The 12,467-nt window shown below is 57.9% G+C and carries 13 protein-coding genes; 9 read left to right on the top strand and 4 right to left on the bottom strand.

Annotated elements, in window-relative coordinates:
- Both RTM06_RS09455 and RTM06_RS09450 read left to right on the top strand, forming a co-directional pair.
- A partial coding sequence (locus RTM06_RS09455) for a biotin-dependent carboxyltransferase family protein (RefSeq protein WP_312181678.1) occupies positions 1-733 on the top strand: 733 nt, incomplete at its 5' end.
- A 19-nt stretch (positions 734-752) separates the two neighbouring features.
- On the top strand, positions 753-1,523 hold the full coding sequence (locus RTM06_RS09450) for a 5-oxoprolinase subunit PxpA (RefSeq protein ID WP_312181676.1): 771 nt from the start codon (positions 753-755) through the stop codon (positions 1,521-1,523).
- Between the two features lie 36 nt (positions 1,524-1,559).
- Here the strand turns inward: RTM06_RS09450 and RTM06_RS09445 are convergent, their stop codons facing one another.
- Positions 1,560-2,762, bottom strand: a complete 1,203-nt coding sequence (locus RTM06_RS09445; RefSeq protein ID WP_256698227.1) for a pyridoxal phosphate-dependent aminotransferase — start codon at positions 2,760-2,762, stop codon at positions 1,560-1,562.
- Positions 2,763-3,248: 486 nt separating this feature from the next.
- Between RTM06_RS09445 and nac the strand changes: the two genes are divergently transcribed.
- The 6 genes from nac to RTM06_RS09415 all read left to right on the top strand — a co-directional run bounded on the left by nac (position 3,249) and on the right by RTM06_RS09415 (position 7,789).
- On the top strand, positions 3,249-4,172 hold the full coding sequence (gene nac / locus RTM06_RS09440; RefSeq protein ID WP_293791981.1) for a nitrogen assimilation transcriptional regulator NAC: 924 nt from the start codon (positions 3,249-3,251) through the stop codon (positions 4,170-4,172).
- 109 nt (positions 4,173-4,281) lie between these two features.
- Positions 4,282-4,698 carry a biotin/lipoyl-containing protein gene (locus RTM06_RS09435; RefSeq protein ID WP_293791983.1) on the top strand — a complete coding sequence of 139 codons (417 nt, stop codon included), beginning with the start codon at positions 4,282-4,284 and terminating at the stop codon, positions 4,696-4,698.
- A gap of 112 nt (positions 4,699-4,810) precedes the next feature.
- Positions 4,811-5,563, top strand: a complete 753-nt coding sequence (locus RTM06_RS09430) for an SDR family oxidoreductase (protein WP_008106954.1) — start codon at positions 4,811-4,813, stop codon at positions 5,561-5,563.
- 22 nt (positions 5,564-5,585) lie between these two features.
- Complete coding sequence (locus RTM06_RS09425; RefSeq protein ID WP_312181670.1) at positions 5,586-6,281, top strand: amino acid ABC transporter permease; 696 nt, start codon at positions 5,586-5,588, stop codon at positions 6,279-6,281.
- A 5-nt stretch (positions 6,282-6,286) separates the two neighbouring features.
- Positions 6,287-7,042, top strand: a complete 756-nt coding sequence (locus tag RTM06_RS09420) for an amino acid ABC transporter permease (protein ID WP_154193197.1) — start codon at positions 6,287-6,289, stop codon at positions 7,040-7,042.
- 9 nt (positions 7,043-7,051) lie between these two features.
- Entirely contained in the window at positions 7,052-7,789 is a 738-nt protein-coding gene (locus RTM06_RS09415; RefSeq protein ID WP_008106948.1) for an amino acid ABC transporter ATP-binding protein, read from the top strand.
- A 95-nt stretch (positions 7,790-7,884) separates the two neighbouring features.
- Here RTM06_RS09415 and RTM06_RS09410 read toward each other — a convergent pair whose 3' ends face one another.
- The 3 genes from RTM06_RS09410 to RTM06_RS09400 form a co-directional block, all read right to left on the bottom strand.
- Entirely contained in the window at positions 7,885-9,054 is a 1,170-nt protein-coding gene (locus RTM06_RS09410; protein ID WP_312181665.1) for a Gfo/Idh/MocA family oxidoreductase, read from the bottom strand.
- A gap of 10 nt (positions 9,055-9,064) precedes the next feature.
- Positions 9,065-9,988 carry a TIM barrel protein gene (locus tag RTM06_RS09405; RefSeq protein ID WP_312181663.1) on the bottom strand — a complete coding sequence of 308 codons (924 nt, stop codon included), beginning with the start codon at positions 9,986-9,988 and terminating at the stop codon, positions 9,065-9,067.
- A gap of 147 nt (positions 9,989-10,135) precedes the next feature.
- Positions 10,136-11,164, bottom strand: a complete 1,029-nt coding sequence (locus tag RTM06_RS09400) for a LacI family DNA-binding transcriptional regulator (protein WP_179451866.1) — start codon at positions 11,162-11,164, stop codon at positions 10,136-10,138.
- Between the two features lie 319 nt (positions 11,165-11,483).
- On the opposite strand from RTM06_RS09400, the gene RTM06_RS09395 reads away from it, so the two are divergent.
- Positions 11,484-12,365 (top strand): sugar phosphate isomerase/epimerase family protein, encoded by an 882-nt coding sequence (locus RTM06_RS09395; protein WP_256698220.1) that lies wholly within the window; start codon positions 11,484-11,486, stop codon positions 12,363-12,365.
- Positions 12,366-12,467 lie beyond the last annotated feature (102 nt).

The following is a 12,467-nucleotide window of genomic DNA, read 5'->3' as shown; positions in this document are numbered from 1 at the left end:
GCTGCCGCCGTGGTGGGGCTGCAGCGTGCGGGCCGGGCAAGTGCTGGAACTGCGTTATCCACGCAGCGGCGCGCGTGGCTATGTGTGCATCGCGGGCGGCATCGATGTGCCGCTGGTGCTCGGCTCGCGCAGTACCGCGCTGCGCGGCGGCTTCGGCGGCGTTGAAGGACGTCCGCTACAGCGTGGCGATCGGCTGGCGCTCGGCGACAGTTGCAGCCCGGCACTTCCCCACAGCGGCATCGGCATCGAACCGCCAGACAGCGCATTACACGCCTGTTTTCCCCGCAACAGCGCCGGAGACATTCAGCTGCGTGCCATTCCCTCCGGCGAATACCCGCTGTTTGCCGCCGATGCCGCGCGTTTCTGGCAGCAGTCGTGGCAGGTATCGAATCAAAGCAATCGTACCGGCTATCGGCTTTCAGGCGATCCGATCTTCCCGTCAGAGACCGTTGAGATGCGATCGTACGGGCTGATCCCCGGCATTGTGCAGGTGCCGCCGGGCGGCGAACCGATCATCCAGCTGAGCGATGCCAACACCGCTGGCGGCTATCCGAAGATCGCGGGCGTGATCGAACAGGATCTGTGGCGGCTTGGGCAAGTGCTGCCGGGCCAGTCGATCCAGCTGATCCAATGCGATGTGCGTGAAGCGATCGCCATCGAACAGGAAGTCACGCGCTGGCTGAGCCGCCTGCGCCTTAGCTGCCAGCCACTGCGTAAAGCGCTTACCGTTTAATCCGCACAAGGAACCAGACATGAAGATAGATGTGAATTCCGATATGGGTGAAGGCTTTGGCGTTTACCAGCTGTGCGATGACGCCGCGCTGATGAAAGTGGTGTCATCGGCTAATATCGCCTGCGGTTTCCACGCCGGCGATCCAACGATCATGAGCAACATGGTGCGGCTGGCGAAGGCACATGGCGTGGGGATTGGTGCGCATCCTGGCTTGCCGGATCGTCAGGGTTTTGGCCGCCGCGAACTGCCGTTTAGCGCCGAAGAGATTTGCCAACAGGTGGCCTATCAGCTCGGCGCGCTCACGGCGATTGCCCGCGCGGAAGGCACCCACGTTTCCCACTTCAGTTTCCACGCCGCGATGGGCAACATCGTCAACCGCGATGCCGTGCTGGCGCAACAGGTGATGGAATTGGTGGCGCGCATCAATAGCGACCTGATCATCTTCGCCCAGCCCGATACCATCATCGAAGCCGCCGCGCAGGCCGCTGGCCTGAAGACGCTGACGCTGTTTCTGGCGGATCGCGCCTATGACGCACAAGGCCGTTTAGTGCCACGCGGCATTGCCGGTGCGGTGATCAAAGAGGAAGCCGCGTTGCGCGCCCGCGTGCGCCAGTTTTTGCAGCATGGCACGGTAACGACGATTGAAGGTGAAGAGATTGCGGTGCGTGCGCGCTCGATTCTGGTTCACAGCGACACGCCAGGTTCGCTGGCGCTCGCCACCATTGTGCGCAGCGAAATCGAAGCCTGCGGCCATCAGGTCGCCCCGGCCGCAGAGGTTATCGCGCAATGATGTTTTGTAGGGTCGCCATTCATGACGACCTGAACATCAAACGCAACCACCACAAAACGCCGCAATGCGATCGCATCCCGTCTCTAACCGCTCCATGCTCGTGGCATACGACAAGCGGATAAACGGGCTCATGCCATACGCCGCGCCCTGCACCGTCACCACGTGCTGCTCTTCAATCAGCGCCAGCACAAAATCGGCATCATTGGTGATCAACCGGCCACCGGCGCTGGTTTTGCCAATGTAGCCCGCGATATTCACAAACAGATAAAATGCGCCCTGCGGTTTATGGCAGCGCAGGCCGTCAATCGACGTCAAGCGCTCCAGCACGTAATCGCGGCGCTGACGATAGATGTGCGCGCGCTCCTGCAACAGATCCTGCGGCCCTTCCAGCACCGCCACCGCCGCGGCCTGGGTTAAGGTGCAAACGCCGCCGCTGTTCTGCGTATTCACGTTGCTCATTGCTTTGATCAACGGTGCCGGGCCGCCGCAGAAGCCCAAACGCCAGCCGGTCATGGAATAAGCTTTCGACACACCGTTCACCGTCAGCACGCGGTCATAGAGACGCGGCTCAACCTGCGCCAGCGTATAAAAGCGCACATCGTCGTAAATCAGGTGCTCGTAGATATCGTCGGTCATGATCCACACCTGCGGATGGCGCAACAGCACCTCGCCCAGCGCGTGCAGCTCCGCTTTGCTCGCCACCGAACCAGTGGGATTACTCGGATAGTTGAGCAGCAACCATTTGGTTTTGTCGGTGATGGCGGCGTCTAAATCAACAGGCAGCGGCTTGAAGCCGTTCTCCTGCGCACACGGCAGCGCCACCGGAACGCCACCGGCGAATTTGACGATATCGGCATAGCTGATCCACGACGGCGTTGGGATCACCACTTCATCGCCCGGATTAATGGTCGCGAGGATCGCGTTAAAGATGATCTGCTTAGCGCCGCCGGCGGTGAGGATCTGGCTGACGTCGTAATCGAGCTGATTATCGCGTTTGAACTTCAGCTGGATCGCCTTGCGCAGCGCTGGCGTGCCGTCGGTAGGCGGATAGCGCGTATCTCCGGCGCGCGCGGCGGCGTAAGCGGCTTCAATCGCGTGAGGTGGCGTAGGGAAATCGGGTTCACCGGTGGAAAGTGCTACCACATCAATACCCTGCGCGGCGAGATCGCGGGCCTTTTGGGTCATAGCAACAGAGGCAGAAACGGTGACATTCTTTAATCGATTGGCTATCTCGGGCATGGGTTTATCCTGGCTCAGTGTCAGCATGAACGGCTTGCAGCAAGCTGCAAACACGACGTTTACCAGAGGATAGGTTTTTGCCCGAAGCGGCAGTTAATAGTGCTTTGTTGTGGTGATATAACACAAAGCGATGACTGAACCGACCGCACACTTTCGCCATAAAGGTGGCGAGCCTGATGTGGAAATGCGCGGCAGGTCACGCGTCAGCGCCTGACGCAATGTTAATAGAGTGTTACTTTGAGTGCCGGTTAACAGCGCGCAACGCCCGTTTACTCACTCCCATCATCGCCAAATCTAATGAGTGAATCGCACCATACCAGTGCAAAGGTCGCTGTTTTACCCTCGCCGTCACGGCAACTGTCCAACTCAGCATCGGCCTTAGGAGGCACTGTGGCTCTACCCTCCTGTCTGAGTTCATTCGCGAAAGCTTATTTTGGCATCAACTTTGCTTGATACCCGCTATGCGTTCTGTTGGAGGAAGCGTTCATGAATCTTCGTCGCCTGAAGTACTTTGTTAAAATTGTTGATGTAGGCAGCCTGACCCAGGCCGCCGATATTTTGCATATTGCCCAGCCCGCGCTGAGCCAGCAGTTGGCTACGCTGGAAGGGGAAGTGAATCAGCAACTGCTCATTCGTACCAAGCGCGGCGTGACGCCGACCGAAGCCGGTAAAACGCTCTACTCCCACGCGCAGGCGATTTTGCGCCAGTGCGAACAGGCACAAAGTGCCATTGAGCTGGTTGGCGCATCGCTGAGCGGCAGCGTCTCAGTGGGCTTAGCGCCGGGCACCGCCGCACAAAACCTCGCGTTGCCGCTGATGATGGAAGTGCAGCAGCAGCATCCCGGCATCGTGCTCTACTTCAATGAAAACTTCGGCACCACGCTTAGCGAGCTGATTATGAATGGCCGCATGGATATGGCGGTAATTTACGATCACCGCACCATTCACGGCCTGCGCTTTATGCCGCTGATGAAAGAGGATCTCTACTTCGTCTGCCCGTTCAGCCTCGCGCAACCGGTGAAAGAGATCCCGCTGGCGCAGGTGGCGCAATACGATCTGTTCCTGCCGCGCGTTTACAACATCATGCGCAAAGTGCTCGACGATGCCTTCGTACACAACAATCTGCAGTACCGCGTGAAATGCGAGATCGAGTCACAAACCACGCTGAATGCCGCGCTCAGCGCCGGGCTCGGCACCACCATCATGCCGGAATCCGCCGCGCGCGCGATGCTGAAAAACGGCGATGCGTGGATGGCGAAGATCGTCGATCCGGATGTGCAGGTGTCGCTGTCGTTCTGCATGTCGGATCACCTGCCGCTGTCACAGCCGGCCGAAGCGGTGAAATCGATCCTGCTGTCGCTGATGTCGCGCCGCAACGTTGAGAATCATCCACTGACCTTAGTGGGATAAGTCCCGCTTATTGCCGCAAAGCGAAACCCTCTTACTGCCCGTATTGCGAACGCGCTAGATTACGATTTTGCCCGCTCAGGCGGGCGTGTTTCGCTTTGACGGGAATTCCATGGATAAAACCGCAATACCGCTGCCGACGCTGCGCGCGCTGGCACGCAAGATGCAATCCTCCGGGCTGAACAGTCTGGCGCTCGATGGCAAGCACTGGTCGGTGCGGTTGACCTTCGCCGCCACGCCAGCCACGCCCGCGCCTGCCACGGTTCCCGCCGCTGAAATCCCCTCCATCACACAACGCATTGGCGCACCGATGCCCGGCACGCTGCTGCGCCGCCATCCGCATAGCCAGCAGGATTTTGTCGCGCCCGGCCAGCAGATCGCGGCCGGTGAAGTGGTGGCGCTGGTGCAGGTTGGCCCGCTGTATGTGCCGGTGATCAGCCCGGATGGCGGCACGGTGCAGTCGTTCGCGGCAGAGCATTTGTCTGCGGTGGAGTATGACGAGGACGTGTTGACGTTTCGGTCTCCATAAATGGCGGGCGAACGGGGTTATAAGGGGCGCTTATTGCCTCAAAATTTTTATGTCTTATGCCCTTGCGGCATAACTGCATACAGTCAAAAGACGCCATAACGAGGAGAGGCAGATGCCATTTTCAGATTACAAAACCGCGCTGGTAACCGGCGCATCCGCGGGGATGGGTGAAGCGATCGTTGAGCGCTTGTGCAAAGAGGGCATCACCGTGCACGCGGTGGCGCGCCGTAAAGAGCAGCTGGCGGCGCTGGCCGATCGTACCGGCTGTATTCCGCACGCGGTGGATGTCAGCGACGTCAACGCGTTGACCGCGCTGTGCAAAGATCTCGAAATCGACATTCTGGTCAACAACGCGGGCCTGTCGCATCCGGGATCGATTCTTGATGCCGACGAGAACGTGATTGAAACCCAGGTCGACGTCAATCTGCGCGCGGTGCTGCACCTGTGCCGTTTGCTGGTGCCGGGCATGGTGAAACGCGATCGCGGCCACGTCTTCAACATCACCTCAATTGCCGCCATCTACAACTTCAACGGCAACTCGGTGTATCACGCCACCAAAGCCGGTGTGCATGCCCTTTCGCGCCAGCTGCGCGTCGACTGCTACGGCGCACGCGTGCGCATCACCGAAATCTGTCCGGGCCGCGTCGCCACCGATATCTTCGGCAACGTATCGGGCGATCACGAAGAGGCGCGCCGCCGCTTCATTGATGGCTTTGAACTGCCGCAGGCTAAAGATATCGCCGACTGCGTCGCCTTCGCGCTCGCGGCACCGCTGGCGGTGAATATCGGCAATATCGAAATCACCCCAACGCTGCAGGTGCCGGGCGGTCTTTCCACCATGCGACCGGGCGACCACAGCGCGTAATTTGCGACCATGAGGTAACAGAATGGCTCTCGATTTCAGCAGTGTGATAACCGGCCAATACGGCCAGATGATCGTTGACGGAACGGTGATCACCCTTGAACTGGCGTTGGGTGCCTGGCTGCTGGCAATGGTGCTGGCGCTGCTTTTGGTGGTGATCCGCCTGACTGAAAACCGCATCGCGGTCGGGCTGGTCAAAGCCTATGTCTCTTATCACCGCAATGTGCCGACGCTGATCCAGTTGATGATGTGGTACTTCGCCATTCCCACGCTGCTGCCAGAAGGGCTGCAGATGTGGATCAACAACTACAACGCCGAGTTCCTGTTCTCCCTCACCGCGCTGGGCCTGTGTCAGGCGGCGTACTTCTCCGAAGATATCCGCAGCGGCCTGCGCGCCATTCCCGACGGCCAGAACGAAGCCGCGCGCGCACTCGGCATGAGCTACGTGCGCGCCATGCGCGGCGTGATTCTGCCGCAGGGCATTCGCAACGCGCTGCCCGCGATGATCAACCACACGGTGTTGCTGTTCAAAAACACCAGCCTGGCGATGGTGATTGGCGTGGCGGATCTGACCTACGTGACACGCGATATTGAGAACCAAACGTTCCGTACCTTCGAATCCTACATCGTGGCGACCGTGGGCTATCTGTTCTTCTCCCTGCTGCTGATGGGCCTTGGCGCACTGCTGGCCCGCCGCTTCCAGCGCGTCTATGCGAGGTAATGGCGATGTTTGAGATTTTCACCATTTTGCATGACAACGGCATGCTGCTGTTGATGGGCCAATACCCGAACGGTCCGATTGGCGGCGTGCTCTGTACGCTGCTGATCTCGGTGCTGGCGGTGCTGCTGGCGTTTCCGATTGGTGTGCTGCTGGGCCTGGCGCGTCTGTCGCCGTGGCGCTGGCTGAGCTGGCCCGCCACCGGCTGGGTTTACCTGCTGCGCGGCATCCCGCTGATGATGGTGGTGTTCTGGACCTACTTCTGCGTGCCGCTGCTGATTGGCCACAACATCAGCGGTTTCGCCACCATGCTGTGTACGCTGGTGATCTATGAGAGTGCCTATATCGCCGAGATTGTGCGCGGTGGCATTCAGGCGCTGCCGCACGGCCAATACGAAGCCTCACGCGCGCTGGGCATGAGCCACCTGAAAACCCTGCGTCTGGTGATTCTGCCGCAGGCGCTGTTTAACACCTTGCCGAGCCTGGTTAGCCAACTGGTGTCGATCATCAAAGACAGTACGCTCGGCTACGTGATTAACGTGCCGGAACTGACCTTTGCCGCCAATCAGGTGAGCAATCAGCTGCTGACCAAACCGTTCCAGGTGTTCGCCATTGTGGCGCTGAGTTACTACATCATCTGCTTCAGCCTCACCTGGCTGGCCAATAAACTCGAAGCGCACATTGCGCAGAAACGTCGTCAACCGCCGCAGCCAACGCCCAGCGTGGCGCCCGCGGTGATGCTGACTAAAACATCTTCGCAATAAGGAAACAGCATGGGACCGATGATCATGTTTAATCAGGTCAACAAATGGTACGGCGCGTATCAGGCGCTGACCAACCTGAGCGCCGAGATTAATCCCGGCGAGGTGGTGGTGGTGTGCGGCCCGTCCGGCTCGGGCAAATCGACGCTGATCCGCACCGTTAACCGACTGGAGCCGATCGATGACGGTCAGATCGTGTTTGATGGCACCGATATTCACGGCAGCAGCACGCGCCTCAATCAACTGCGCACGCGCATCGGCTTTGTGTTTCAGAGCTTCAACCTGTTCCCGCATGTGTCGGTAGCCGAAAACATCATGATGTCGCCGATGAAAGTGCTGGGCGTGAAGCGCAGCGAAGCACGTCGTCAGGCCGGTGAATTGCTGGAACGTGTTGGCTTAGCGCATAAAGCCGATGCCTATCCGGCGCAGCTGTCTGGCGGCCAGCAGCAGCGCGTGGCGATTGCCCGTGCGCTGGCGATGAAGCCGCCGGTGATGCTGTTCGATGAACCGACTTCGGCGCTCGATCCAGAGATGGTCGGCGAAGTGTTGTCGGTGATGCGCGGTCTGGCGCAGGAAGGAATGACGATGATGTGCGTCACCCACGAGATGAACTTTGCCCGTGAAGTGGCGGATACCATCTGGTTTATGGATCAGGGACAGATTCTGGAAAAATCACAGCCGGAACAGTTCTTCACCCAACCGCAGCACCCGCGCGCACAGCGCTTCCTCAGCGATTTGCGTTCACACTGAATTTCAGGTCGCCATAAATGGCGACCCTACGAAAAACGAGCCGATCATTTGTAGGGTCGCCATTCATGGCGACCTTGCCAACTACCGCACCTATCTTAACAATCCACCCACACCGCTCCCGCATCGGCAGATTTCACGCACTGCTCCACCCAACGCACGCCCATCAAACCGGCATGCGCGCCTGGATACCAGAAGTCTTTGAGGAACGCCCGATCGCCACGATCGGTGGCATCCATTGCCAGCGCAAAACGGCGATAAAGATTGGACCAGGCTTCAAACAATCCTTCCGGATGCCCGCCGCCGATGCGATCGTCAGCCAGCGCGCTTTGATGCAGATAACCCATGCCGCGCTCAAGAATCTGCACCGGCTCGCCCTGCACTTCATAGCGCAGCTGATTCGGCTGTTCGTCCCACCACTCCAGGCTGGCTTTTTCGCCGATCACCCGCACTTTCTGGCCGTGCATCGAACCGCAGTTCACCGCCGATGCCCACATGGTGCCGACCGCGCCGTTGTCGTACTCCATCATCACGAAGGCGTTATCCTCCAGCGGCGCACGGGTTTTGACAAAGCTCTGGCGGCTGCACAGCAGGCGTTTCACCTGCAGATGCGGCACCATGGTTTCAGCGATAAACAGCGGATGCGTCGCCAAATCGCCCAGCACATAGCTCGGCCCGACGAAGCGCGGATCGACGCGCCACTTGGTGCTTTCGTTCTGCAATTCCACCGCTTGGTTATGGAAGCCGTGTGCGAACTGCATGTTGATGATGCGGATTTCGCCCAACAAACCTTCCGCAATCATCTCGCGCGCCTGATGAATCAACTGATGGCCGGCATAACCGTAGGTCACGCCGATGATTTTCTTCTTCTCGGCGCACAGCTGTTCCAGCTCATCGGCTTCAGCGGCGGTGAAACACAGTGGCTTTTCGCACACCACATGCAAACCCGCATTGAGCGCGGCGCGGCAGATGGTGAAGTGCGTGTTGTTAGGCGTGGCGATCGACACCGCTTCAATGCCGTCCGGACGCGCCGCTTCTGCCGCAAACATAGTTTCGTAATCCGCATAGCAGCGTTCGGCGTCAATCCCCAGCGAGGTGCCAAAGGCGCGGCCACGCTCGGCGTTGATATCGAACGCGCCCGCCAGCAGCGTAAAGTTGTTGTCACGTGTGGCCGCCGAACGGTGAATATACCCAATCTGGCTGGTGCCGCCGCCGCCAACCATGCCCCAGCGCAGGGAGCGATCCAGAGCTTTAATGCCGTTAATCATGCTGTTCTCCTCAGAATCCGACCGATTGCAAATAGTGCAGGCTGGCGGTGACGTCACGCAGGCTGGTGTCGGCATCGCGCGGATCGCGCTCCTGCTCGACGGTGATCCAGCCCTGATAATTGCGCTCTGCCAGGAAGGCGCGCACCGCCGGATAATCAATTGCCCCTTTGCCAATCGGGCACATCACGCCTTCTGCACAGGCAGCGAAGAAATCGACGCCGCGTGCAATCACGTCGCGCCATACCCCATCGTTAACGTCTTTGAAGTGCAGATAATCAATGCGATCCCAGTAGCGGCTGAGGTAAGGAATCGGATCCATGCCGGAGTAGTACAAGTGTCCAGTGTCGAGGCACAAACCGGCAACCTCGTGCGGGATGTCTTCCACCAGCTGTTGCAGCTCGTCGGCGAACTCAATACAGCCACCGGCATGCGGATGGATCACCGCGCGCACGCCATATTCGTTCCAGGCAATCTGGCTCAGCGTGGTGATGTGCTGCATCATGCGCTGCCACTCCTCATCTGACAGGCGCGGCGCCTTGTCGGATTGACCGGCGTATTTGGCGCGTTCTGGATTACCGAAATCGATAATGACCAGATAAGGCGCGGGTTTGTTGTCCGCATGGGTTTTAGCGGCGGTTGGCACCAAAGACAAGTTGCGACAGATGTTGTGCGTCAGCTCAACCATCGTCGGGAAATTGGCTTCGCTCACCAAATCATCAAAAATGGTGCCCGCCACCAGCGACAGGTCGTGCGCTTCCAGCTGCTGACGCAGTTCGGCAGGTTCAACCGGCAGATAGGTCCACGGGCCCAGCTCAATGCTTTTATAACCGGCCTGCGACGCTTCACTCAGGACTTTCTGCCACGGCGGCAGGAAAGGATTTTTCGGGTCATCAACGCCCCAGCTACAGGGCGCGTTAGCAATATGAATAGTCATGATCGTTCCTTGCGGTAGTGGATAGCGCAAGTATCAAATAAATATTTCATCACCAACAACCATGAAACATTCATTTTTTGATAGCGATCATAGTATTTCGCATCATTAAAATGATAGAAAAAATATCAAAACCAGCAATGACGCGCTTTACAGGTTTTCACGCGTGACGATATCGAACGGCAGGATGATCTGGGTGAAATGGTCGCCCGGCTCCGCATGATGCTGCTGCACCATCTGCGCCAGACGCATGGCCATTTCGTCGATGCGGTTGCGGATCATCACCGTGATGGTGCCATCAATCAGCGCCAGCTCGCCCTCTTTCACCGGCCCATGACAAATCAACGCCACCTTGCGCTGCGGCTGCTGGCGCAAGGCGTGAATCACGCCCTCAATGCCGCCGCACGGCGCGAAGATCAGCGCCAAATCGGCATGTTCTTCCAGTAACTGACGCGTGGAACGGTAACCGCCATCAATCGATTCATTGGTCTTCAGCGGCTCCAGCACGCGCCGCGCGCTGTCCTGTTCGCGCAGATAGGAGCGGAAACTGATCTCATTACTCTCCTGACAGATAAAGCGATGGTCGCCCACCAGCACGCCGACCGAGCCCGGCTGATGCAGCAGATGGGTGGCAATCCACGCGGCAGTGCGCCCGGCTTTCTGGTTATCCAGGCCGACATAACCGGCGTGGCCGCACGGTGAAAAGTTGGAAAACAGCGCATAAACCCGCACACCCTGACGCGATATGTTTTCTATCGCATGGCGAATCAGCGGGTGATCCAGCGCGACCAGGCCAATGGCATCCACCTGCTCAGCCAGCGCATACAGCGAGGCCACCACCGCTTCCACATCATCAATGTCGTGCCAGGTAAACAGCGGTTCGCTGCCTGCCGGATGAAACGGCTGCGTATGCTGGCGCAGCGCATCGGTGAGGGAATGATAGAACGAGTAAGATTTTGACAGCAGGATAAAGCCCATGCGCAGCGTTACGCTCGAGGCGGGCGCGATGCCGCTCAGCAGCGGCACATTGCCGATGCGATAACCGAGGCGATTGGCTGCTTCCAGCACCTTCTGTTCAGTGGCGGCGCGCACCGGCGCACGACGGTTTAATACACGATCAACGGTCGCCACGCCAACACCGGCAGCGGCGGCAATCGCGGTCATGGTGATTTTACTCATACGCTATTTCCGGATTAAAAATGATAATAAATTATCAAAAATAATGCCCTAACCCGCAATAAATCACCAATCCTCAAACGCAGAAATCATCATTAAACGGCATCGAGTGATAGAGAATCTCTCAGTATTTTGATCGCCCTCGCAAAAACGGAATAACAAATTTCATTTCCATACCATTCAGAATAAATGTTTGATATTTATTGGCGCATTAAAGGCGGTTTAGGCTGATGGTTTTGCATCAGAAAAAGTGATGAAGCGTGGAAAAAGATCCGTATGGTCATCATCAAAGTCCACACCGCTTAACGCTCAGGAGAAAACAATGAAAATCGCTTTTGATGTGGATGTAATCAGGGATCTTGGCATTACGCGCATGGTGCATCAGGTGGCGGAATGGGGCTACAAGTACATCGAGCAGTCGCCGCACCCGCAGATCAATCCGTTCTATAAACATCCGAAAGCCAGCCGTGAAATCATGCGCGAATACAAAAATGCGCTGAATGCCACCGGGCTGGAAATCTCCTCGTTCATTACCGTTTATCGCTGGTCTGGCCCGGATGAACTGCGTCGTCAGGCGGCGGTGAAGAACTGGAAACGCATGATCGAGATCGCCGTCGAAATGGGCGTGCAGGTGATCAACACCGAGCTGTCGGGCAATCCCAACGAGCCGGAAATTTGTGAAGAGATGTTCTATCGCTCGATGGAAGAGCTGCTGCCGATCATCGAACGTGAAGGTATCCGCGTCGAGATACAGGCGCACCCGTGGGATTTCTGCGAGCAGAACAACGAAACCGCAGACATTGTGAAGTCGTTCCGCAGCGAAAACGTCAAGTACATCTACAGCGCACCGCACACCTTCTACTACGACAAAGGCGTGGGCGATGTGAAGAACATGCTGCATTACGCCGGTGACGATCTGTCGCATATGCTGATCGCCGATACCATGAACCATACCAAACACTGCCGCTATATCGTTAACCCGCCTGGCGTGGATGCGACTATCCACCAGCATGTGGCGGTCGGTGAAGGCGAAGTGAATTTCGATGCGCTGTTTGAAGCGCTGCGCGAGATGAATTTCGCCAACCGTACCTTTAAGGTCGGCGGCGAGTCGATTATCTCGGCGGCGCTGTTTGGCTATCCGGAAAAGATGAAGTATCAGGCGGTGGAAACCCGTGAGCTGATTGAGCGTGAGCTGTTGGGTTAGTTAAGTGGGCGCTGATGCCCTCACCCTAGCCCTCTCCCACAGGGAGAGGGAACTAAACAGTCCCTTCTCCCGCTGGCGGGAGAAGGTTAGGATGAGGGCCCG

This window comes from Pantoea sp. CTOTU46764 (genome assembly GCF_031974595.1).
Taxonomy (GTDB): domain Bacteria; phylum Pseudomonadota; class Gammaproteobacteria; order Enterobacterales; family Enterobacteriaceae; genus Pantoea; species Pantoea trifolii.
The sequence above is the reverse complement of the archived record's forward strand: the minus strand, read 5'-3'. Positions and strand labels throughout refer to the sequence as shown.